We start from the raw sequence: 22,457 nt of genomic DNA, 5'->3' as shown, positions 1-22,457 counted from the left end.
GCTTCCCTCGGCGCGCAGGAAAAGGAAGGATACACGGCAGTGGTGGATGTCTTTGAGCAGAGGGCAGACGCTCCTGGGGCAAGCATGGTCGCGACGTCTTGGCGTTATTTGACAAGGGTTGTTTTGCCCGGTAGAGTAGCCTTTTGTTCCGGCAGGCGGGGCGGCGATTTTTCTGGAGTGACGGTGTTTTTTCACTGTGTTAGCGACTATTTCGGGTGTCGTTGCGGGAAAAGGTCGAGATATCAGCAGGCAGACAGGAGGCGGTAATGGGCGATTTACGGGTGGCAGTAGTCGGTTTGGGGTGGGTAGCCGAAGCGCATATTGGCGCTTATCAGGCCACGACGGGCGCGAAAGTGACGACGGTGTGCAGCAGTCGCAATCCCAGCCCGGCTGAGGTTGAGGCGCGCTATGGCTTGCCGTTGAAGGTTTATTCGCGTTACGAGGAGGTGCTGGCTGATCCCGAGATTGACGTTGTGTCGCTGTGCACGGCGAACATGCTGCATGCCGAGCAGGCGATTGCGGCGGTGCAGGCAGGCAAGCACGTATATGTGGAGAAGCCGGTAGCGTTGAGTTATGCGGATGCCGTACGCATGCGTGACGCGATCCGCGCCAGTGGCAAAAAGGCCTGTGTGGGATTTGAATGCCGCTACAGCAAGCAGTTGTCGCTGCTGTATTCCGTGGTGCGCAAGGGCCTGATTGGCGACATTCATTACGGCGAGGCTGACTACTATCACGGCATAGGTCCCTGGTATGGGCAGTTCCGCTGGAGCGCCAAGAAGGACGGCGGTGGCAGCGCGCTGCTCAGCGGCGGCTGTCATGCGCTTGACGCGTTGCTGTTGCTGATGGGCGAGCCGGTGGAAGAAGTCAGTTGCTTCAGTTCGCGAAGTCGGGCGGAATGCTTTGCTGACTACGAGTTTGACTCCTGTAGCGTTACGATACTCAAATTCGCCAATGGCCGGGTTGGCAAAGTAGCCGCCTGCATTGACTGCCTGCAGCCGTACTATTTCCATTTCCATCTGGTTGGCAGCAAGGGCAGCTTGTTAGACAACAAGTTGTACACGACGGAACTGCCCGGGTTGAACAAGGAGCGCTGGACGACGCTGGAAACGGCCATGCTCGACTCCGGCGAGGTGACTGACCATCCTTATTTGCCGCAGATGCAGGCCTTTGTCGAGAGCATTCAGACTGGCGTGGACGAGCCGCTGACCAATTTCGAGCAGGGCTTCCGCTCGCATCAGGTGATGTTCGCGGCAGAACAATCGGCGCGACTGGGACGCGGCGTGAAGCTCTCCGAACTGGGCTGAGCGGCGCTTGCTGGCGATGCGGGCGCGGCGCTGCCGGGTGGACTCAGTGGACTTGGTGGACTCGGTGGACCTGGTAAGCGCGCGCGCCCAGAGTGGAAGCGGCTTCCAGCCGCTTCTCGCATGGCCCCGCAGGTGGGCGTCTTCGCTCGCCGGGCCATGTACGTCGAAATGGCCGCGGTGGACTGGAAAAATGATCTCGCATGAGAGGTCTGAACAAGAAATGGCTTGATGATGAAAAAGATTGTGTTGATAGATGCTTATGCGCAGATATACCGGTCCTTTTATGCAGTGCGGGGGCTGACCAATCCTCGTGGCGAGATGGTCAATGCGCTGTACGGGGTTGGGCGCTTGCTGTTGAATCTTGAGCGTAGCTTGCCCAGCAGCTACGGCGCGGTGGTTTTTGACAAGGGCAAGCCGGCACGGCGGGTGGAGCTCTGCCCGGAGTACAAGGCGCAGCGTCCGCCGATGCCGGACGATTTACGCGGGCAGCTGCCAGCCATCCGCGAATGGCTGGCGGCATTTGGCTGGCCGATTCTTGAGCAGGACGGCGCGGAGGCCGACGATATCATCGCCGCCGTGGCTGGCGTGCGTGAAGGCCTGCCTGTGGCCATCTTGACGCATGACAAGGACATCGCGCAGTTGGTGTCACCCGAGGTCGAGTTGTTGCAGTCGGTCAAGGGCGATGCTTGGGAAAGCGTCGGCCCGGCCGAAGTCGAGGCGAAATTTGGGGTGCCGGTGGCTTGTTTGGGCGACTATCTCTGTTTGCTGGGGGACAGTTCTGACAACATTCGCGGCGTGGACGGCGTCGGCCCGAAGACCGCCGCGAAGCTCCTGCAGGACTACGGCAGCATTGACGGCATTCTGGCGCACCTTGATGACATCAGCAACGAACGCCTGCGGGGGAAACTGCAGGCCGCAGGAGATTTGTTGGCGCGCAATCGCGAGCTGGTGCGCCTGGATGCGGCGTTACCGGATGGTTGGACGGGGCTAGACGGCATTCGCCGGCGCACGCCGGACTGGGTGCGCATCAAGACCCTGGCGGAGGCCGAGGGCTTCAAATCCATGCTGACAAGCATCAGCGAGAAGCAGCAGAAAGGCCAGCAGCTGAGCCTGTTCTGAACAGGGGCTCAGGGCTTCGCGTCTTTGTCGCTCATGCCGGTTTTGCCGAACTGTTCGCGATAGTAGCAGGGAGCGATGCCGGTGAGGTGTTTGAAGCGGCGGCTGAAGTGGAAAGCGTCAGTGAAGCCCACGCGGTTGGCGATGTCGGCAATAGTGAGTGAGCTCTCGATGAGTAGGGTGGTGGCTTGGTTGACCTTGAGCTTGTCGAGGTATAGTTTTGGCAGCATGCCGGTGCGTTTGGTGAAGGCCTCGCGGAAGCGATTGACGCTCATGTCGCAGAAATGGGCCATTTCCGGTACGGTCCAGTCGCGGGCCGGGTCGTCCTTGAGCTGGTCGATGAGGACAGCCATGGCGGGATATTTGTCCCGGTTGTGCTGATGGAAGCGGTTGTTGTAGAGATCCAAGAAGAGTTTGTTGAGGGCGAAGATGGCATTGAGCTGGGCGTGTTCGGATGGATCGGCGGCCAACTCGATGATGGGGTGGAGAAGGGGGGCGCTGCCCAGCTCGAAGACGCCGTCGCGGAAGATGCCGCTGCGGAACCACAGCTCCGCGAGCGGGCCGCAGAAATTCACCGTGTCCTCCACGAAGCAGTCGTCATCAACGGCGCCATAGCGATGGAGGGTGTTGGGGGATACCAGCACGCAGTCACCGGGGAGCATTGACACGGCAGCGGGAAAGGCCGGTCGGGAGTAGAAGCCGCGGCCACGGCGAAGGTGGGCGATGGCGAAGAATTCGAAGTAGCGGTTGGACTTGCCATCGTCGGGTTGGATGAACTGTACTTCGCGGCCCCAGTTGAAGATCCACAGGCCGGCGCGTCGGTTGATGTCGGCCATTTTGCGCGATGGCAGTTTGTGGATGCAGATATCGGGTCGGACGATAATGGTATTGGGATTGGTGTTTTTATCCATTTCATTAATGTAGCCCACGGGTACATTAGTTTCCACATGGGCGCGGCAGGCTGACATAGAGAAGTGTATGCCGGCATGCCGCGCCTGCGCGTTGTCTGTTTTTCATCTATGTTTGAGGAGTGACGAGACATGGAAGTGATCATCCGTTCCAGCCGTGAAGAAGCCGAGAAAATGACAGCTGCGATGCTGGCGACGGCGGTTGAGACCAAGCCGGATTGCGTGTTGGGGTTGGCGACTGGTCGGACCATGGAGGCGGTCTATGCCGAGCTGGCGCGGCTCCACCGCGACAAGGGGTTGGATTTTTCGCAGGTCTGCACGTTCAACCTGGACGAGTACATCGGCCTGGCGCCGGACGATCCGAACTCCTACCGCTATTACATGCAGGAGAAGTTGTTCGATCATATCAATATCGATCCGCAGCGGACGTATTTGCCTGATGGTCTGAGTAAGGACATCAAGCAGGAAGGGCCGCATTACGAAGCGCAAATACGCTATCGTGGGGGGATTGACCTGCAGTTGCTTGGCATTGGCGAGGACGGTCATATCGGCTTCAATGAGCCGCTGTCGAGTTTCGCGTCGCGGACACGAGACGTGACCTTGACGCCGGAGACAATTGCGCAGAATTCGCCGATGTTTCAGCGGCCGGAGGACATGCCGCGGCGTGCTTTTACCATGGGTGTGGGTACCATCCTGGAGGCCCGGCGGATCGTTATGCTGGTGACTGGCGCAGGCAAGGCGCGGGTGTTGGCGGCGGCAGTGGAGGGGCCTCTGGCGGCAATAGTGCCGGCGTCGGCGCTGCAGTTTCATCAAAACGCGGTGGTGATCGTCGATGCGGCGGCCGCGAGCGAACTGCGCATGCAGGAGTACTATCGCTGGGGATTCGAGAACGACCCGCGCTGGGAAGGCTACCGGTGAATCACGCCCGCTTTCTTGTCATGAACTGAAATGGCCGCATATTAAGCGTGCGGATTGTCCTCCCGACTCACAGGCAGTCGCGGAGGACTTTTTTTATCGTGCGTGGGGCAGTATCAAGCAAGCAGAGGAGCAAGGGGCATGAACGTCGGAGTGAGCACCTACAGTTTTAGCCGTCTGATCCGCAGTGGCGAGATGACGCAGAGCGCCGTGGTGGCCAAGACCAAGGAGATGAGCTTCGATTCTGTGGAGATTTGCGGCATCCAGGCGGATGCGGGCGTTTCCGAGACGGATTATGCACGGCGTCTGCGGGACGAAGCGGCGGCGCTGAACCTACCCATTGCGAGCTATACCTTTGGCGCCAATCTGTTGGGTGCCAACGACCATTATGATCCGCAGGCGGAGATTGCCCGGGTGAAACAGCAGGTGGATATTGCCGCGTTGCTCGGGGCGCCCTTGCTGCGGCATGACGCTTTCGCGTCCTTCCCGGCTGACTACCAAGGCCTGCGTGGTTTTTATGCCGTGCTGCCCGTACTGGCTGACAGCTGCCGGGAAATCACCTGCTATGCGGCCGACAAGGGCATCGTTACCACGGTGGAGAATCACGGGCATATCTGTCAGGACAGCCTGCGCATGGAAGCGCTGGTGACGGCGGTCAATCATGCTAATTTCGGACTGACCATCGATATCGGCAATTTTGTCGGCGTGGACGACGATCCGGCGGTGGCGGTGGGGCGGTTAGCGCCGTATGCGCGGCACTGCCATGCCAAAGACAACCATCTCAAACCGGGGACGGAGATATTTCCCGGTCGCGGGTGGCGTTTGTCGCGTGGCGGCAATTGGCGGCGTTCGGCGATCATTGGGCACGGCAATGTGCCGGTGGCGCAGTGCGTGCGGATATTGGCGGCAAAAGGCTATGCGGGGGCGTTGTCCATCGAATACGAAGGCATTGAGGACGTGTTGATGGGCATCAGCATGGGGCAGGAAAACCTCCGGCGCTATATCGCCATGGCGGCGGGTTGACGGCACTTTGCGCGGTTGTGGCAGGGCGTATCGGGTTGCGGTGATATTATCGGGTGTGTGAACAGTCAGAAAGGAACGACAGGATATGATGAGCAAGCTACTTGGCGGCATACTGAGTGTGATGGCTTTGGCCAGTATGCCGGTGACGGCGCAGCCGGCGGCATGGACGAAGGTGGATGAGCTGAACTACCGGCTGGACTATCCGCTCGGGACCTTTGAGCTTTTTGGCAAGACGGGGGGATTGCGCCTGACGCCGCGGGATGGCCGGGAAGCGAATCTCACTTTCTTCCAGTGGCATGACAGTTATGTGTACGAGACTATGGCTGCCGGCAAGGTGGAGAAAGTGGCGTTGGTCGAGGGCGATCTGCAGATGGAGGGCGTTTGGGGGACACGCGACGAAGCGCCGCCGCTGCGCTACCAGTTGACGCTGACGCCGGGAGAAGCGGGTCTGCGGTTGCGCCTGGTAGTGCGCAAGACCGGCCCGTTGAAGCTGGTCGCTGGTGTGCGGGGGCACCTTTCCGTGGAAGCGCAGGACGACAATGATCGGGCGTTGGTTGAGCCGTGGCTGAACACGTCGTTGCTGGACGCGTTTGTCACGCGCTATAAGCTCATGAAAGTCGGGCGGATCGCTGGTAATGGCATCGCCATCGCGGTGTCTGATTATCGCAGTGCGCGTATTACGGGTGGTGGCAAGGGCCGCAAGAGCCTGGAATTTGCGATGACGGAGGAGAAAGATTTTCCCGACGACGGCAGCCTCGAGGTCAACGTCGACTTGAGTTTTGTGGCGATGCCGACGAGTTATCCGGTTTTTCGGGTGGACATGGCGGCGCCCTTGTCGTTGAGTGCGACGGCACCGGCAGAGGTATCGCAGTACCGCAAGTGCGAGATTGATGTGGATTTGCGTGGTACTTGGGACAATCCTTTTGATCCTCAGGATGTCAGCCTGGACGCCGAAGTGACCTGTTCGTGGGGGCCGAGCTATGTGCTGCCGGGATTTTTCATGCAGCCGTACAAAGCGGAACGCATTGACGGTAAGGACGCCTTTTATCCCGAAGGCGACGGCTGTTGGAAAGTTCGGCTGGTGGGTTTGGGCCTTGGCGAGATGCAGGTGAAGCTGGTGGCGCGCGATCGCAGCGGTCGGGTTGAATTTGCGTTGCCGGCGCCAATACGGGTGGTGGCCGGCAAAGAGCGCGGTTTTGTGCGGCAGAGCCCCATTGATCCCTACTATTTCATTCATGATAATGGCGACAGCTATGTGCCGATTGGCCATAACGTGCCGATCTATCGTTCTGGGCCTTATGGCGAGACGAAGGCGTTGGAGGCCATGGCGGCCAATGGTGAGAATTGGAATCGCTGGTGGATGTCCAGCCACGGTTTTGGCATAGAGTGGGAGCGGCAGCTGGGGCGCTACCGCCAGAAGCAGTCGGCGCAGATCGACTATGTGTTGGATGTGGCTGAAGAGCTGGACATGACCTACATGATGTGCATGGACACGCATCAGGATTTTCGCAATCCGGGTTGGAAGGGCAATCCCTACAACAGCGTCAACGGCGGGCCCTGCGAGAAAGCGGTGGACTGGTTTACCAACGAAGAGGCCAAAAGACTGTACCGCCAGCGCCTGCGTTACACGGTCGCGCGCTGGACCTACAGTCAACGCATCATGTGCTGGGAGTTCGGCAATGAGTTTGAGGGTTGGTCGGGCAGTCCGGCTGAGACGGTGATCGAATGGCACCGTGAAATGGCGCCCGTCCTAGCTGCGCTCGACCCCTACGATCACCTGATCAGCACCAGTTGGTGGGGCAAGACGGGGCCGGTGGCCTGCTGGGAAATCCCCGAGATGGACATTGTGCAGACGCACTGCTACACCAATGACGACATGAATGTGGCCATACCGACGATTCGTTATTGCCAGACGCAGCGGACGAACCACGCCAAGCCGCATGTCTTTGCGGAATTCGGCATTCGCAGCCACGCGTCAACGGCGGACAAGGACCCGGATGGCTGGTACCTGCATAATTCGGGATGGGCGGCCATTCACAGCGGCTGTAATGGCAATCCCATGTCGTGGTGGCATGAAAACTATATCGCTCCCAATAATCTGTATTTCCACTTCCAGGCGCTACGCAATTTTGTCAATGGCCTGCCGTTTGGGCGGGAAGTATGGCGGCCGTTGGCGATTCGCAAGCCGGAAATACCGCCGAGTGAGGCCGGCCCGGGCGCCAATGATGCCCTGATCAAGCCCGTCGCTGGTTTCCGCAAGGCCGCAGTGACGGAGTTCCGCGTTGGTGAGGACGGCACGATCAATGACGATCAGGAGCTGCTCTCGACATTGCAGGGCGAGGGCCATGGGGATAAACGGACCTTCCCGACCTTCCTGGTGAATTATCCCGATGCTGGGCAGTTCAAGCTGAAGGTCGACACGGTGTCCAATTCCGGCCATTTGAAGATTTATATCGACGACGTGCTGGCCTTGGACCGCGAGTTTCCCTGCGGCGACGGCGTTGGCAAGTCATCGAAATGGCAGGAGCAGTGGCAGTTGTGGCAATGCGAGTATGACGAGGAGCTTGCCATACCGGTGCCGGCTGGCGAACGGCGTATTCGGGTGGAGAATCACGGCAAGGACTGGGTGCGCATCCCCTACTTCATCTTCACGGGCTGTCGGCGCATTGTGCATCGCGACGTGATTTGCGCAGGCATGATGTGCGATAGCGTGGGCATTGTCTGGCTGCAGAACGGCATGAGTAGCTGGTTCAACCATGTGCTTAAACAAGTGTCGCCACTGCCGGCGGCTACCTACGGCGTCGAAGTCGCTAAGGACGGTCGCTATCGTGTGGAATGGTGGGAGACCTGGAAGGGAACCGTCAGTCACAGCCAGGAAGTCGAAGCGCGCGATGGTGTGCTGCTGCTCGAACCCGGGCCGCTGGCAACGGACGTCGCCGCGAAAATCTTCCCCATCAGGTAGGACGGTGGGAAGAGAGGGCAAACGACAGCAATCGATGGCATTCGAAGGCAATCGAGGGTAGTCGAAGGCAATCGAGGGCAGTCGAAGGCAATCGAGGGCAGTCGAAGGCAATCGAGGGCAGTCGAAGGCAATCGAGGGCAGTCGAAGGCAATCGAGAGCAGTCGAAGGCAATCGAGAGCAGTCGAAGGCAATCGAGAGCAGTCGAAGGCAATCGCGGGCCAATGCTCTTCCCATGTGTGTCAGCAATGGCTGACGGGAAGTTGATTGATGACCATGCGTGTCCATTGACGAGGTGTACGTTGCAAAAAGCAGCTGCGGGAAGTAAGTTCCATTGCCTCTTTGGCTCCAGTCAGCTTCGCCGACTGGGGCCAAAGAGGCCGAGGAACACGACCATTACTGGCGGTCTACCCAGGGCGGCGCGCGCCTTCGGCGCCGCTTGCCCTGGGCTGGTATGTTTCGCGCTTTCAGCGCTTCTGCTGCTTCGCAGCGATGAGTCGCTGGTGCCGATGTCGGACTGGCGTGTTGCAGGCGCTTAGTCGTTGGTGCCGATGTCGGGTTGGCGTGTCGCAGGCGCTCCGCCTTCGGCGTCGCTTGCCCTGGGCTGGTATGTTTCGCGCTTTCAGCGCTTCTGCCGCTTCGCGGCAATGAGTCGCTGGCGCCGATGTCGGGTTGGCGTGTCGCAGGCGTTTAGTCGCTGGCGCCAAGTATTGGGCAAGTGCGCTGTCGGTGGTTATTCGAGGGCGCTGATATCGAGTTTGCAGACGCGGGTGACTTCGGATTCGGTGGTCAGGCCTTCTTTGACCTTGAGGTCGCCGTCTTCTTTGAGGGTGCGCATGCCGTGTTTTTTGGCGATTTGGGTCAGTTCGGAGCTGTCCTTATGGGCATTGATGGCGAGTCGGAGATCGTCATTGATTTCCATGAGTTCGAAGATGGCGACGCGGCCGCGGTAGCCAGAGCCCAGGCAGTTGCGGCAGCGTTTGTTCGGGTCGTCGGCGGTGCGGCCGCTGCCATGGCACACCGGGCAGATGCGGCGGACGAGGCGCTGGGACGCCACTCCCAGGAGGGAGGACGAGATTAGAAAGCTCTCGACGCCCATTTCCATCATGCGGCTGATGGCGCCGGCCGCGTCGTTGGTGTGCAGGGTGCTGAGGACCAAATGGCCGGTGAGGGCGGCGTGGATGGCGATTTCGGCCGTTTCGCGGTCGCGGATTTCACCGACGAGGATGACGTCGGGGTCCTGGCGGACGATGGCGCGCAGGCCGCTGGCGAAGGTCAGGCCGATTTGGGCGCGCACGTGGATTTGGGTCAGGCCTTCGAGTTGGTATTCGACGGGGTCCTCAATGGTGATGATTTTGCGGTACTCGGCATTGAGGATGTTCATGATGCAGTAGAGCGTGGTGGTTTTGCCGCTACCGGTGGGGCCGACGATGAGGATGATGCCGTGGGGCATGTTGAAGAGCCGCGCGAGTTTCTCCTTGGAATCGGGCAGGAGGCCGACCTTGTCCAGGTCGAAGATAGCCGAGTCCTTCTGGAGGAGTCGCAGGACGATGCTTTCGCCATGCATGCAGGGGACCGTACTGACACGGACATCGATGGGATTCGCGCCGGAAGGCAGGTCAATGCGGCCATCTTGGGGCAGGCGTCGCTCGGCGATATTCATGCCGGCGAGCAGCTTGATACGCGAGGCGATGGCTGCATACTGATTTTTCGGCGGTCTGAGAATGGTCTGGAGCATGCCGTCGATACGAAAGCGAATGACCACGTCATGTTCGGTTGGCTCGACGTGGATATCACTGGCGCCCATTTCTTGAGCGCGGGAGAAGATGTCATTGACCAGGCGGACGATGGGCGCTTCCTTGGCCAGGTCGCGCAGGGCCTGTTCGCTGTCGCCATCGGCGGCCAAGCCGTTGCCGAGCTGGTCGGGATTGTCGTAGAGGGACGTAATGAAGCGTTCGATGAAGGACCGGCGGGCCAGGACGAATTCGGCCTCGGCGTCGTAGAGGCCTTTCCAGACGTGGGCGAGCCGGCCGGCGTCGTAGGGTGATGAGATGGCGATGACGGCCTTCTCGGCGTTCCAGACGATCGGCAGGCAGTTTTCTGCGCTCAGGAAGTCGTAGGTGACGTCGGGATAATAGCTGACATCGCGGACATCTTCTTCGTCCAGCACCGGTAGTCCGGTGAGGTCGGCGTAGATGCGGATCATCGTCATGTCGGCGATTTTGCCGCTGTTGACCAGGTCCCAATCGAGGCTGGCGCTACCGCCGGGGTCGCCGTCGTGATTGACGATTTTGCTGGCGAGGGCCTGGCGGACGCGTTGTCGGAGGTCTCCGGGCTGGCTGGCGTTACCGGGGTGAGCGTTGCCGTTGAGGATGGCTTCGCTGGAGGCTGCGGTCGTGGTGTTATCGGTGGGGCTGGACGGGGTCATGGCTTGAAGACCTTCTGTTTACGGGTCAATACATGACCATGTCGCGTTTTTCGATTTCTTCGAGTGAGGCTTTGTAGCGGCGGATCAGCTCTTCCTGCGGGTTGCTGTTGTCAATGACATTGACGGTGATGAGCACGAGCAATTCCGAGCGGGTGACGGTTTTGTAATTTGAGCCGAAGATGCGGCCGACCCAGGGAATGTCCATTAACAGGGGGATGCCGTAGCGCACTTCGTTGGTTTTGTTCTTGATCATGCCGCCCATCATCAGCGTCGAGTTGTCGGGCACGACGAGTTCGGTGGACATAGTCTTTTTGATGATATCCGGCGGGATGGTGTTGGTGGTGCCGCGGTCTTTGGCGTCGGAGACTTCCTGTTGGACTTCGAGGCGGACGTCGTTGCCGGCGGTGATGTAGGGCGTGACCGTCATGATGACACCGGTTTCGACGTACTCGTAATTGGTGCGGAAATCCGAGCTGCTGGAATAGGACGTGGACTCCGAGGGGACGGATATGGACTCGCCGACCTGCAGTTCGGCGGTGGCGCCGCTGCGGACAATGACCTGGGGTTCGGAGAGCACGCGGGTATTTTCGTCGCCGGCGACGGCTTTGATGAGTGCGAGCGGGTCGTTGTTGTTGTCGCGCAGCAGCAGCCCAATGCCCTCATTGGTGGTCCATTTGGTCAGATCGGCGGGGATGCCGCCGGCGCCGAGGAGCGCGCCCATCAGGGCGTCTTCTTTGCTGTCCACGAGCTTACTGAACGAGTATGACAGACCGTATTCATTGCTTTTATTGAGGGTAATTTCGGTGATGATGGCCTGAATAGCGACCTGGCGCGGGGGCACGTCTTGGCGCGACAGGAAGACCTTGATCATATTCCAGGTACGGGGGGTGGTTTTGACGGTCAGGCGGTTGCTTTCCTCGTCGGTAAAGACCGTGACTTCGGTATCGAAGACAGTTTTGTTGACGGTGCTGGCGTCCTCATCTTTGTCGCGACTGCTGGTGGTGGTGCTGCCGCTGCGGGTATTGCGGGAGTTGCTCGTGTTGCTGGAGCTGCTGCGGGTGGTATTTTGAGTGCTGGTGGTGTTATTGGTGTTGGGGGTGCTGCCGCTGGTGGCGCTGGCGCGGGACGATGTGCTCTTGGTGGTTGACACCGAGCTGGGGCCGGTGGTGGTCACGGTGTTGAAGAAGGCGCCGAGGGCGGCACTGAGGTTTTCGACGGTGCTGTGATGGACGTTGTAGAAGAAAATCTCTTCTTTGTCGAGCATGTCTGAGCGGTCGAGTGTCTTGACCCAGGTGGCGACTTCCTCGAGCACTTCGTCGAGGGCGGCGGAGACCACGACGGTTCTGAGGCGGGGCAGCGGGGTGATTTTGATGGCGCCGCCGGAGGGGCCGGTGGCGGCGGCGACGGGCATGCCGAGGACGGGCAGGAGCGTCTGCAGTTCGGTGGCCAGTTCTTCGGCATCGACTTCCCGGCAGAGGAAGCAGCGCACGGGCCATTCGCGCTCGCCCTTGTTGTCCAGCCGGGCGATCAGTTCTTTGAGCTTGTGCATATTGGCCGGCGCGTCGACGATGACGAGGGTATTGGCGTCAGTCAGGTCAGTGATGCTGGCGCCGTCGGTCATGAAGGGCTTGAGGTTGGTGAGCACGTCGGCGCTCTTTTTATTGCGGATGATGGCGAAATGCACTTCGACATTGGGTTGCACCTCGTGGTCGGCGAAGATACGGCGTTCCTTGGGCATGCGTTCGAAGGGAAGAATGTGGATGAAACCGGGGTTTTGCGACGCGTATGCGCCGGAGAGCCACAGGATGTGCTCGAAGGTTGCCCAGGCATCACGGGCCGTCATTTCGGATTTGACGGTCATGGTCACGGCGCCCTTGACGGCGGGGTCGACCAAATAGCTGAAATTGAGCAGTTCGGGTGCAGCGAAGGCCGCGACGACCTCGTCCACGGTGGCGGCGTCAAAGATCAGCTCGACCTTGAGGTTGGTATCCGGGGCGGTCACGCCCTTGATGAGGTTGTCCGGGTATTCGGAAGTACTGCCGGGGCTGCTGGTGGTCTGCGTCCGCGACGGCAGAGTCATGCTGCGCTCCGGGCCGGTGATTTCGGTGACGGCCTGAGTGTCGACTGCCAGGGGGCTGTCGTCAAGCAATTCAGCTTTTTGTGTTTTCAGGTTTTGAAAGGGCAGGGGTTTCTTTTCGCCAGGAGCCTCGGCTGCGGTGTTGTCTGTGGTTTTACAGCCGGCAGCAAAGAGAGTTAGGGCCACGGCGAGAGCCAGCGATGTCCTGGATAGTGTCTGAGTGAGCAACTTGCGAATCATGGCGGTCCTTTGTTAACGCGAAAATACCAGGTGGTTATTTTTGATTTTGCTGTTGACGTTCGAGTAGTTTTTCCCGAAGAATGCGGGCGCGTTCGATTTGTTTTTGGCGCTCTTCGGCGTTGGTGGTGGTCGTGGTGGCCGTGGTGGGGCGCAATGGACGCGTGGGCCTGCCGACGGGGGCTGCGGGTTGGGCGACGCCAGGGGGCAGGCCGCCCGGGATCGGCGGTGGCGGTGGCGGGGGGGCTGCTGCCTGCGCGGTGGCGGTTCGAGCGGCTTGCGCAGCCTGCGCAGCCTGAGCGGCAGCCTGGGCGGCTTTGGTTTCAGCTTCTTGTGCGGCTTGCAGTTTTTCTCTGGCGGTCAGGGCGTCATTGACGACGCTGTCACGGCGCGCGGAGTCCTGTTTGTCGGCCAGCTGAATCTTCAGGGTGACTTTTTCGCCATTGCGGGATAGAGTCACGGAATTATCCTGGGGATTGATTTCATCGACGACATAGCCGGTGTTCATGAGAGTTTCGCCGACGCGGAAGATTTTTTGCACGGCCTTGCTGCTTTTCTCCTCTTCGGGTTCTGGTGTTGGCGGTGGTGCCGGTCGTCCGCGGAGGGGCCTGGTCATGACGCGGCGATCACGAACGGGCTGAGTTTTTTGTTTGATGATGGCGACGGGTTTGGCATTTTCGGGCGTACCGATGCGGGCTATGCCCACCAGTTCGAATTCGGCGTTGACCTGTTCGGCTTGGGTGTCAGCTTGGGCGTCGGCGGCATCGGGGGCGCGTTCTGTGCGCTGGGGGATAAAGAGGGATTTTTCCCACAGGTCGTCCATGTCGAGCAGATTTTTGGCGGACGGCAGCGCCACGACCTGGCGGCTTTCCTCGGGGGTGTTTTTCGCAACTTTGGCGTCTTTGCCATCGTCGGCTTTGGCCATGGGCGGCAGGGGTTGGGCCAGGTATTTCATTGCCGAGGTGCTCAGTACGGCACCCATGGCCAGGGCGATGATCAGTGACAGCCATGACAAACTATTCATAACGCATCTCCTTTGGGGGCGGTGCTGGCGCTGCCTTGGCGCGCCAGCAGGAAGTCCGTCGCCTCCTGAGTCAGGGTGTAAGCTTTGAGGCGGATCGTCGCGTTGACCGCTTTGGGCTCGCGGGGGTTGTCGGGTTCAATTTTGGCAAAAGACCAGACGAGGAGCCGGCGGCTTTTTTCCACTTCCTGGAAGAGCCGGCTGATCTCCTGCATGCTCACCCCGCGCAGTTCGACGACGATTTCCACTTCACTGACATGGTTGTACTGGGGCAATTTATTGCGTTGTGATTCGACTTTTTGGGGCACGACCTGTGCTGCGCGGAGGATTTTACCGAATTCCTTGGTGACTTCCTGTTCGATGAGTGCCCGTTGGGAGCTTGAGACCCAGAATGTGTTTGACTGGGTGTTAAGTTGTTCGAGTTCCTTGAGCCAGTCTGCTTGCTGCTTTTGCAGGACCATCAGGTCGGTGCGTTTGGATCCCAGAAGTTGTGTCTGTGCGGCGATTCGGCCCATGGTGGGTAGGCTGATCATGCCCATGTACTGCCTGGCGACCAGCAGGGCGATAAGGACCAGGAGGATCATGAGCACGATTTGCCGTGGCTGTATTTTGGGTTTGTTTGGCATGGTGCGGTCTTTCAACTAGTCGTGAGGGGGCGAAGCGGCGCGGCTTTATTCGTTTTCCAGCGGTGGCAGAGCGGGTGGCGGCGGTGGCTGATTGACTGGAGCGGCGGTGTTTTCAGTGGCTTCGCCGTCAGGCATGGCATTGACCTCGTCGTTGATGACTTCGTCTTGGACGGCGGCTTCGGCGGCTTCGGCGGCTTCGGCGGCTGCTCGGGCGCGTGCGGCCTCGGCCTCTTTGAGGCGTCTGGTTGTTTGTGCCTCGGCGTAGGCGAGTGCGGCCTCTTGTTCCTTTTCGGTATCATGGCGGGCGTTCAGGAGGAATTTGCGGGTGCGGCGGTTGTTGCGCGGGTCGAAGGTCGAGCTTTGTTCGCGGACATCGCCGAGGATGGGCGAGTGTTCCAGCCGCGTGGCTAATTCTAGGTCATTTTCCTCTTCTTCGAGCTGGAATGACACCTGCCCGTCTTTCCACTCCAGCCGAGACGACATCCAGCTGGGCGGTTCGATGAGCCTGGTTAGCTCCAGCAGTGCGGCTGGGAAGGCCGGCGCTTCCGAAATGACGTCCGTCAGTTCCTGCTTGATGGCATTGGCGTAGGCGACATTTTCCGGGTTGAGCTGTTTCTGCAGGCTGGTGATTTGCGTTTCCACGGCGCGTAGCTCGCTGTTGATTTCCCGCAGGCGGGCAATGCGGTTTTGGGCGGCGCGGACCAGGCCGAAGAAGAGACCGGCGCAGATATACAGGGCCAGCAGTGTGGCCAGCAGCTGGAAGCCGCGGTAGCGGCGTGGCTGCAGAGACTCAGGCACTCTGATGACCGTGGCCTGATCGCGGTGGGCTTCTCGGGTGAGGCCGTAGACTGCCAGCAGGATGGCGCCGGCATAGTGGAATTGTTCCGTTGCCGGCAGGTCTTTGATACTCCCCAGGTCGAGATTTTCCAGCGGGAGCATCTCGTGGAGAACACCGCTGTCGGCGGCATGGTCGGCCATGTTGCGAGGGGCCATGCTGCGCCCTGGATCGCCGGGCGTGAAGACAAATGAACTCGCGGGGGTGTCGCCTGGGATGGTGACAGTCTGGCCGGCGAGGAGGGGATCGAGGGCCACGGCCGGTGGGAGAATCATATCGACCTGGCCAATGCCGCCGACGGCGTCGGTCCATTGCCGCCAAGTTTCATTACGCACATAGAAGAGGCGCACCAGCTGCCGGTTGTTCTGGGCGTCCGACGGGACCATGCGGTAGCCCCAGGCGAGTTTGTCGGCAGGCACTGGTGTCTGCTTGCGCAGTTCGAAGGCCAGGGCGTTTTTAAGTTCGTCGGACTTGAGTTCGGGCATGAGCACGTCAACCATGCCCCAGCCACCCTCACTACCGCCAGCCAGGGTAAAGTAGGAGTCAATATTACCCAGTGCGCGTTTGGCGCTGCTGAGGGTTTCGGCGGTGGAGGTATTCTTGCCGGCGTTGCCGTGCCAATGCGCGCTGACGATGCAACGGTCGCCTTTGCGGGTGATATGGACAGCGTGGCAGTCACCCGTTTTTGTCCAGGTGAAGGCGCAGCTGTTATTTCTGCTGAAGTGCGGCATCGGGTTCCTTTCGCGAGTCCGGAAGAAGGCGTGGGCGTTACGGGGCGCATTGGCTCCGGGGCCCGTTGTCAGCTAAACAATGCGGTTATTGTACTATAATGCAAGCAGAAAAAAGGGGAATGACAGTAAATTGGGCATTGCTATGACTGACAAGCAGTAGTGCTATGACCTCTTGACAATCAGTGAAGTTTCTTTTCCCAGATTGAAAATGTTTCTTGTTCGCGGTCACTGAAGATGGTGCCGCTGGTGATTTTTACTTCGCGGATGACCTGGACATGCAGGCGGATGCGTGGATCTCCGGGCGCGTGGCTGACGGCCGAGATGGCGGCCAGGTCGGCCTCGTTGAAATCGAAGGCGCCCAGAATGGTCTGATAGAGTGCGGCGTCGAGCGACTCTTCCAGCGGCGTGCCGTTGTTGGCCCACTCCTCGCGTGCCTGTTCGATGGCGTCCCATTCGTTGTCGCCGAGGTCTAGAACCCGTTTGACGTAGTCTTCCGAGGCGGAAAAGAAGGACGGTTTGTTCTTGCCCATGACGTAGTTGATGTTGCGCGGTGGGATGACGGTTACTTCGCCCACGACGCAATTCTGCCAGTTGGGCAGCCAGTAGAGTTCTTCTCGGAATTGCATGGCGTTATTGCGGGGGAGGGTGGGGAAGCCGTCGGCGGCATAATCGTCGACTTCTTTGCCGTAGAGTTTTTTCAAGTCATCGCGGTCGGTATAGTCGTTGAGGACGTCGATGAATTCGCTGATTTCGTCGAGTTTTTCCTGGTCATCGGGATCGACGTTGTCTTTGAGGGTGTCGGGTTTGGTGACGATGAAGGCCTGTTCGGCGGCCTGGAGGTAGACGTAGCAAGAGTCGTTGTCAAAGGCATGGGCGCGGCGATCGACCATCCATGGTTCGAAGTCGCTGACGGCTTCGCGGGCTTCGAGGCTTTGGCCGAGTTTGCGGTTGGCGAAGAGCCGTCGGTCGGTGAGCAGCATCCAGAAACCGGTGTCGGCGGCGGCTTCGGCCTGGTAGCGCATTTCCGAGCGCAGGGCGGCCACCTTGGCTTCTTTGGCGATGACTTCGGCGACGGTCATGAGGTGTGCGACCATGAGCAGCACCGTCGCCAGCACGCCAAGAACGAGCATGAGGGCCATGCCGCGCTGGCGGTCGGCGCCTGTCGGGGCTGGCTTTATGCGGGCGAAGAATTGACGAATAGGCTTCATAGGCTTTTGGGCGGCTCCCATTTTCCGTAGCGTTCGCGGTAGGAATTGCCCATGGTGCGGCGCAGCCACGATTCAATGCGACCATCTTTCCAGACCAGCGTCATCATGATAGCCAGAGGGATGTCCACGCGTTCGGATTCGACGGTTTCCCACTCGTTCTGCCAGAGAAAGCGGTCTGCCCAGAGACCGGTCGAGTCGTCATTCCAGTCGGCGTAGAGGAAAGACACGGATTCGACATCGCGGGCGAGGACGCTGGTCCAGACGCGGTCGCCGGCGTCTTCCCAGAAGAGGAAGGGGCGGTCGGAATAGGTTGCGCAGAGCGCGTCGTCCTTGATGGCGATCTCCACGAAGCGGATAGCGCCTTCATCAAGATCGTTCAGGCGGTGGAGGTAGGCGATGCGGAGGCTGTTGGGCGTGGCGACGACAAAGGGCACTTCCTGGTAGAGATCGGCGTCGGGATCGGGCCAGAGGAAAGGCACGGCGTGGGTGAAGATGCCGTCGATGGTGCGGTCGAGGTCAAGAAGCTCTTGGAAGCGATTGCGTTCAACGATGATGCGCGACCAAGAGCGGGTTGTCTCGGTGGAGAAGGAAAAGAGGGCCACGGCGATCAGCATGAAGATGCTGACCGCAATGAGGAGCTCCAGCAGGGTGAAGGCGGCGCAATGGCGTTGGCGGGCCGGGGAAGACATCAGTCGAAGTCCTCCTCTTTAAGCACTTTTCTAACCCTGGTCTCGGCCATTAGGGCGCCGTTGACGTCATAGACGCAGATGTGGTATTCGCCCAGCAGCCAGCCATTGATCGGCTCTTTGGCTTCCTCGTGGATGGCGTCAACTTCCAACAGTTCGCAGCTGGCGCTGAAGCCCTGGGGGAGGAGATCTTCCGGGAGTGTGGCTTCGTGGCCGGCGAGCAGATACATCTCGGCTACGGATGTCAGCAGGTGCTGGCGGGCCCAGCGTTTCTGGGCGCGCAACAGCGACGAGCGGGCACTGCCGACGACGCCCATGGTCGCCACCGCCGCCAGCGCCAGGATGGTCGCGGCAATCATGACTTCCATAAGGGTGAAATGCTGTTTGCGGGATATCATGGACTGCTCAAAAACACCGTCGTTATGGTTTATCGGGCGGGTTGTGCCCAATAAACGGAATAAAACCTTAAAACATATCCCCGGCCACGGGAAAAAGCGAAAAAAGCTCAGGCTGGCTGGGTAAAAAAAAGGACCTGACAGAAAGTTCTGTCAGGCCACATGGTGCTCGAGGCGGGATTTGAACCCGCACGGGTGTTACCCCACTAGGCCCTCAACCTAGCGCGTCTGCCAATTCCGCCACCCGAGCGAAACGATCTTTACTGTAGCGATGCATTCCGTCAATTCAAGCATCAGACAGCGTTTTCAAAACATCTTTTTGCGGCTTAGCCGGCATGATTGCCGTTGTTTGTTGGCGTGGCGCCGGCCGGTCCGAAAAAGGTGGCAACCCCGCTAGGACTCGAACCTGGACTAACTGGACCAAAACCAGTTGTGCTACCATTACACCACGGGGTTGCGTAAAGCGGCTTTACTATACACAACTCGCGATGATTTGCCATGGCCGGGCCGGCGGAAATCGACAAAAAAGGTGCGTGGTGATGATTACCCCGGGGAGCGAGGGGACACCGGGGAGCGGTTGGACTTCATGGACGCTTTGGTGGTGTGCGCTGGGGCGAGGACTCAGGGACGCATGAGGCATGGTCCCATGGATTGGACTCCGGTGACTTTCTGGACTGTGGGGAATGACGCCTTGGACGCAAGGGACTCCTGGGAGCGCGCCCGGGCATCGTCAGGTGTTGAGGACGGCGCCGTGTCCGGGCTTGTCGGGTGGTATAACGGCGCCGTCGATCATCTGTGCGCCAGTGGCGGGGTCGTTGCTGATATTGAAGTGGGAATCCAGGTCGATATGATCGAAAAGCGCGCTCATGCTGGCGGCGGCGGAGATGGCGACGGTGGATTCGCTCATGCAGCCGATCATGGTTTGCAGGCCGTGGGCACGGGCGGTGGCGACCAGCCGCAGTGCCTCGGTGGGGCCGCCGCATTTCATGAGCTTGAGATTAACGCCGTCGACGCAGTGGGCGAAGGTGGGGATGTCGGTGGCGAACCAGCATGATTCGTCCACAAAAATAGGCAGGGGGCGGGATTTGAAGAGTTCGGGCAGCTGGTCTTCCGCGCCTTTGACCAGGGGCTGCTCGACATAGTCGACGTCGCGTTCAGCCAGCCATTGCAGCATCATTTTGGCGTCAGCGCAGGACCAGCCGCCGTTGGCGTCGACGCGCAAGTGGACGTTGAAGGGCCGGGCGGCCTCGCGAGCCGCGAGAAAATGTGCCTGGTCGGCGGCGATCCCCGCCGGCGATCCGAGTTTGATTTTGAGGTATTTTGCACCCGTGCGCGCGAGAATTTCCGGCACGCGTTCGCGGGTGACTTCAGGCGGGTTGATGCCGATGGTCAGCGAGGTGGGAACCGCGCGCTGGGCCAGACCGAAGACGCGCCAGAGGGGCTGGCCGCAGGATTTGGCGAAAGCGTCCCAGAGGGCCATGTCCAGTGCGGCGAGGGCGCGTGGCCGCACGCCGGCGGCGCGGGCGCGCTGCCAGATGTCGTGGATCGACGGGTGCTTGTCGTCGTCGAGTCCAGCCACAAAGGCGTTCAGCTCGCTGATGCCGGTGTCGCAGTTTTCGCCGTCAGCGTCTTTGGTGCCGGCTAGTTCGCCGAGGCCGGTGGCGCCGAAACAGTGGACGTGGACGAAGAGGTTTTCGGAGTTGCCGCTGGTGCCTCGGCTGATGACCAGCGGGTAGATTTTCTGCATGACCAGACGCTGATAACTGATTTTCATGGTTGGGTTGCCGTTTGGTTCTTGATTGGTGAGCTCGTTGTTGCCGTCGTGGCCGCCGGTCGCAGGTGGACGGCCTTGACGGCGAGGAAGCAGCCGGTGGTGCGGGGATTGCGGGCGACGCTGCGGATCGTCAAGACCAAGTCCGTCGCGGTCAGCTCGACATTACCGCATGGTACCAGGCCACTGTTGTCATAGTCGGGCGCGTAACAGTCGAACGACCGTCCCGGCTGCTGACCGTTGCCCATGACGAGGGCGGTACCGTAATTGGGGTTCAGAACGAATTCCACGTAGAGTTCGTAGCGACCGGCCTTTTTGTTGGGCACTGTCAGCGTCATCGACTCGCCGGGGCGATTGGCGCTGAGAAAAATCGCGTCGAGCTCCTTGATGTATTTGGCTGGCGTGGCGCTCGGCGAGAAGAGCGACAACGACTTGGCCGGGTGGCTGATCAGCCCCGGGATATTTTCCGGAACCTGGCGCAGTAAAAGTGCCACGTCTGGATTTTGCTGGTCAATGGGCACGCTCATGACCAGGCGGGCGTTAGCGAGGTTGGCAGATGCGGCCGGCGAGCCGTCCGCCGCTGGGCGTCTGAAAACCGGCCAGTGGAGCGTGGCATTGGCCGGGAAATCGACCTGGAGGCCGCCCCAGGCGAAGCGGCCACCGGCGTCTTTGCCGCTGATGGTTATTGCCTCGTCGCCCAAGCGAATGATGGTGTTGTTGGCGAGCTGCAGCGGCCCTTTGCGGCGGAGGAAGGGAAGGTGCACTTCACCTTGGACGGGCAGCGGCATGGCGCTGATGGCGTAGCTGAGCTGCAAGGCGCCGTCGGCTTGCGGCGTGGCCGCTATGCGGCATTGGGTTTTGCCGTAATTCAGCTGCAGCAGCGGTCCCGTCGGCGAGTCGATGATCTTGGCCGCGGTGGGGATGCCCGAGTGAGTGTTAGTCGAGGCTTCGTCAAACTTATCTTCGCCCTCACTCAGCGGCGTGAAGACAAAGGACGACCACAACGGCTGGCCCTTGCCGTTGCCACCGCCGGCGACCAGGCCGAGCGCGTCGTGGTAGATGTCCAGCATGTTGTGGCGGTCGAGCAGCCAACGCTGTTTTGCCTGCGGTGCGGTGTAGGCCGAGAAGCAGACGCGCCAAGGCGCCTGGGGGTGGATATGCATGAGACCGTCCTGGGAGCGGAAGGCGCTGCCGGCCGGGGCGCCGTCCTTTTCGCTGACCGGCCCCTTGCCGCCGAAGATGAGCATTGCGGCGGCGTAATCGGCAGCAACGCTCTGGTTGGCTTCAACCAGTGAGCGCAGTTGCTGGTGGAGGAACTGTCGCCCCGGGGTGGTCCAGGAAAAGCCGACATTACCGATGTTTTTGATCTGCTGGTAGGGCTGCCGGTCGTCAATGGCGCTGACGGCGGTGCCGTCGGGCCAAGTGGCGGCGAGGTGAAAAAGCGCACCGCGTTCTAAGGCTTCAATGACGGTAGGGTCTTGGGCAACGGCATAATAGAGACCCAAAGCTTCGAGCAGGCTGTTGTTATGGCTCAACGCTGGCCCCCAGTTGCCCAGCCAGCAGCCGTCGGGGCTCTGCCGGGCGACTAGTCGCGACATGTGCTGCCGGGCGTTGTCCTGCCAGGTGGGCTGGTCCAGTGCCCGGCCGGCGATGAAGAGTGCCGTCGCCAGATGAGCGTGATAGGGGCCGTCCTGGCCTTGGCTTTGCACCAGCAGATGAATTTCGCTGAAAGCGGTGGTTAGTCCTTGCCGCCAGCGTTCCCGTTGCTCTGGTGGCAGTTTCTCTTTGACAAGCAGGTAGCAGCGCGCCCAGCGGCTTATAGTCCACGGCACGTAGCCTGCTTGGCTTTGACCGCGCGCTGGCCGCGCGTAGGGCAGTCGGCCCCGTTCGTCCTGCGCCGCGCAGAGCGCGTCACCGCCTTTGCCGATGACCGCCAGCAGTTGGCGGTCGTGATAAAAGGGATTCTTGGGGTTTTCGAAAGCCCAGGCGGCGGCGAGGGGGAAGATGGCGTGCTGCTCTTGACAGCTCCATTGGGCGGCATTGAAACGACCGCTGTCGTGATCGAAGGTCGCCAGGATGCCGGGGACAGCTTTGACCAGGCAGTTGAGCAGCCAGCTCCGCGGCGGCCAAGTGTCGTCGGCGCCAAGGCAACCGCAGCTGAGCAACAGTGCCGCAAGCAATATTAATGCAGGTAGTGAGGGGATTATTTTGCGCATA

Annotated in this window: 16 protein-coding genes and 2 tRNA genes; 5 read left to right on the top strand and 13 right to left on the bottom strand. The window is 60.2% G+C overall.

Annotation, left to right across the window (positions count from 1 at the left end; translation table 11 throughout):
* The first annotated feature begins 266 nt into the window (after window positions 1-266).
* Window positions 267-1,304, top strand: a complete 1,038-nt coding sequence (locus J3R75_RS02730) for a Gfo/Idh/MocA family protein (RefSeq protein ID WP_307259790.1) — start codon at window positions 267-269, stop codon at window positions 1,302-1,304.
* A gap of 228 nt (window positions 1,305-1,532) precedes the next feature.
* Entirely contained in the window at window positions 1,533-2,423 is an 891-nt protein-coding gene (locus J3R75_RS02725; protein ID WP_307259789.1) for a 5'-3' exonuclease, read from the top strand.
* A gap of 8 nt (window positions 2,424-2,431) precedes the next feature.
* Here the strand turns inward: J3R75_RS02725 and J3R75_RS02720 are convergent, their stop codons facing one another.
* Window positions 2,432-3,349: a helix-turn-helix domain-containing protein gene (locus J3R75_RS02720; RefSeq protein ID WP_307259788.1), complete on the bottom strand. Its 918-nt coding sequence runs from the start codon at window positions 3,347-3,349 to the stop codon at window positions 2,432-2,434.
* A gap of 111 nt (window positions 3,350-3,460) precedes the next feature.
* Here J3R75_RS02720 and nagB point away from each other — a divergent pair, with 111 nt between their 5' ends.
* The 3 genes from nagB (at window position 3,461) to J3R75_RS02705 (ending at window position 8,228) form a co-directional block, all read left to right on the top strand.
* Entirely contained in the window at window positions 3,461-4,246 is a 786-nt protein-coding gene (nagB, locus tag J3R75_RS02715; protein ID WP_307259787.1) for a glucosamine-6-phosphate deaminase, read from the top strand.
* A gap of 138 nt (window positions 4,247-4,384) precedes the next feature.
* On the top strand, window positions 4,385-5,266 hold the full coding sequence (locus tag J3R75_RS02710) for a sugar phosphate isomerase/epimerase family protein (protein ID WP_307259786.1): 882 nt from the start codon (window positions 4,385-4,387) through the stop codon (window positions 5,264-5,266).
* Between the two features lie 85 nt (window positions 5,267-5,351).
* Window positions 5,352-8,228 (top strand): DUF5060 domain-containing protein, encoded by a 2,877-nt coding sequence (locus J3R75_RS02705; protein ID WP_307259785.1) that lies wholly within the window; start codon window positions 5,352-5,354, stop codon window positions 8,226-8,228.
* A 730-nt stretch (window positions 8,229-8,958) separates the two neighbouring features.
* On the opposite strand, the gene J3R75_RS02700 is transcribed toward J3R75_RS02705, so the two are convergent.
* The 12 genes from J3R75_RS02700 to J3R75_RS02645 form a co-directional block, all read right to left on the bottom strand.
* Entirely contained in the window at window positions 8,959-10,653 is a 1,695-nt protein-coding gene (locus J3R75_RS02700; protein WP_307259784.1) for a GspE/PulE family protein, read from the bottom strand.
* Between the two features lie 25 nt (window positions 10,654-10,678).
* Entirely contained in the window at window positions 10,679-12,970 is a 2,292-nt protein-coding gene (locus tag J3R75_RS02695; RefSeq protein WP_307259783.1) for a secretin GspD/PilQ domain-containing protein, read from the bottom strand.
* 34 nt (window positions 12,971-13,004) lie between these two features.
* Window positions 13,005-13,991 (bottom strand): hypothetical protein, encoded by a 987-nt coding sequence (locus tag J3R75_RS02690; RefSeq protein WP_307259782.1) that lies wholly within the window; start codon window positions 13,989-13,991, stop codon window positions 13,005-13,007.
* Window positions 13,988-14,614, bottom strand: a complete 627-nt coding sequence (locus J3R75_RS02685; RefSeq protein ID WP_307259781.1) for a hypothetical protein — start codon at window positions 14,612-14,614, stop codon at window positions 13,988-13,990. The genes J3R75_RS02690 and J3R75_RS02685 overlap by 4 nt, the downstream gene beginning before the upstream one ends.
* A 45-nt stretch (window positions 14,615-14,659) precedes the next feature.
* Window positions 14,660-16,180, bottom strand: a complete 1,521-nt coding sequence (locus J3R75_RS02680; protein ID WP_307259780.1) for a hypothetical protein — start codon at window positions 16,178-16,180, stop codon at window positions 14,660-14,662.
* A 179-nt stretch (window positions 16,181-16,359) separates the two neighbouring features.
* The gene (locus J3R75_RS02675) at window positions 16,360-17,388 is read right to left on the bottom strand and encodes a hypothetical protein (RefSeq protein WP_307259779.1); all 1,029 of its coding nucleotides are present in this window, start codon (window positions 17,386-17,388) and stop codon (window positions 16,360-16,362) included.
* Window positions 17,385-18,077, bottom strand: coding sequence for a prepilin-type N-terminal cleavage/methylation domain-containing protein (locus tag J3R75_RS02670; protein WP_307259778.1), 693 nt, complete (start codon window positions 18,075-18,077; stop codon window positions 17,385-17,387). Before J3R75_RS02670 ends, J3R75_RS02675 begins: the two co-directional genes overlap by 4 nt.
* On the bottom strand, window positions 18,077-18,472 hold the full coding sequence (locus tag J3R75_RS02665; protein ID WP_307259777.1) for a hypothetical protein: 396 nt from the start codon (window positions 18,470-18,472) through the stop codon (window positions 18,077-18,079). Before J3R75_RS02665 ends, J3R75_RS02670 begins: the two co-directional genes overlap by 1 nt.
* A gap of 160 nt (window positions 18,473-18,632) precedes the next feature.
* A tRNA-Leu gene (locus J3R75_RS02660) sits at window positions 18,633-18,719 on the bottom strand.
* Between the two features lie 132 nt (window positions 18,720-18,851).
* Window positions 18,852-18,925 (bottom strand) — tRNA-Gln (locus tag J3R75_RS02655).
* 274 nt (window positions 18,926-19,199) lie between these two features.
* A complete protein-coding gene (locus tag J3R75_RS02650; RefSeq protein ID WP_307259776.1) occupies window positions 19,200-20,243 on the bottom strand; it encodes a dipeptide epimerase in 1,044 nt (347 codons plus the stop codon).
* On the bottom strand, window positions 20,240-22,456 hold the full coding sequence (locus J3R75_RS02645; protein WP_307259774.1) for a hypothetical protein: 2,217 nt from the start codon (window positions 22,454-22,456) through the stop codon (window positions 20,240-20,242). The genes J3R75_RS02650 and J3R75_RS02645 overlap by 4 nt, the downstream gene beginning before the upstream one ends.
* Window position 22,457: the final 1 nt, after the last annotated feature.

The sequence above is a fragment of the Oligosphaera ethanolica genome, from assembly GCF_030814695.1.
GTDB lineage: Bacteria > Verrucomicrobiota > Lentisphaeria > Oligosphaerales > Oligosphaeraceae > Oligosphaera > Oligosphaera ethanolica.
The sequence above is the reverse complement of the archived record's forward strand: the minus strand, read 5'-3'. Positions and strand labels throughout refer to the sequence as shown.

Excerpts from the sequence above, each read along its gene's own strand:
- J3R75_RS02730 (WP_307259790.1), top strand. The coding sequence starts at position 267 with ATGGGCGATTTACGGGTGGCAGTAGTCGGTTTGGGGTGGGTAGCCGAA.
- J3R75_RS02725 (WP_307259789.1), top strand. The coding sequence starts at position 1,533 with ATGATGAAAAAGATTGTGTTGATAGATGCTTATGCGCAGATATACCGG.
- nagB (WP_307259787.1), top strand. The coding sequence starts at position 3,461 with ATGGAAGTGATCATCCGTTCCAGCCGTGAAGAAGCCGAGAAAATGACA.
- J3R75_RS02710 (WP_307259786.1), top strand. The coding sequence starts at position 4,385 with ATGAACGTCGGAGTGAGCACCTACAGTTTTAGCCGTCTGATCCGCAGT.
- J3R75_RS02705 (WP_307259785.1), top strand. The coding sequence starts at position 5,352 with ATGATGAGCAAGCTACTTGGCGGCATACTGAGTGTGATGGCTTTGGCC.
- J3R75_RS02700 (WP_307259784.1), bottom strand. The coding sequence starts at position 10,653 with ATGACCCCGTCCAGCCCCACCGATAACACCACGACCGCAGCCTCCAGC.
- J3R75_RS02695 (WP_307259783.1), bottom strand. The coding sequence starts at position 12,970 with ATGATTCGCAAGTTGCTCACTCAGACACTATCCAGGACATCGCTGGCT.
- J3R75_RS02690 (WP_307259782.1), bottom strand. The coding sequence starts at position 13,991 with ATGAATAGTTTGTCATGGCTGTCACTGATCATCGCCCTGGCCATGGGT.
- J3R75_RS02685 (WP_307259781.1), bottom strand. The coding sequence starts at position 14,614 with ATGCCAAACAAACCCAAAATACAGCCACGGCAAATCGTGCTCATGATC.
- J3R75_RS02680 (WP_307259780.1), bottom strand. The coding sequence starts at position 16,180 with ATGCCGCACTTCAGCAGAAATAACAGCTGCGCCTTCACCTGGACAAAA.
- J3R75_RS02675 (WP_307259779.1), bottom strand. The coding sequence starts at position 17,388 with ATGAAGCCTATTCGTCAATTCTTCGCCCGCATAAAGCCAGCCCCGACA.
- J3R75_RS02670 (WP_307259778.1), bottom strand. The coding sequence starts at position 18,077 with ATGTCTTCCCCGGCCCGCCAACGCCATTGCGCCGCCTTCACCCTGCTG.
- J3R75_RS02665 (WP_307259777.1), bottom strand. The coding sequence starts at position 18,472 with ATGATATCCCGCAAACAGCATTTCACCCTTATGGAAGTCATGATTGCC.
- J3R75_RS02650 (WP_307259776.1), bottom strand. The coding sequence starts at position 20,243 with ATGAAAATCAGTTATCAGCGTCTGGTCATGCAGAAAATCTACCCGCTG.
- J3R75_RS02645 (WP_307259774.1), bottom strand. The coding sequence starts at position 22,456 with ATGCGCAAAATAATCCCCTCACTACCTGCATTAATATTGCTTGCGGCA.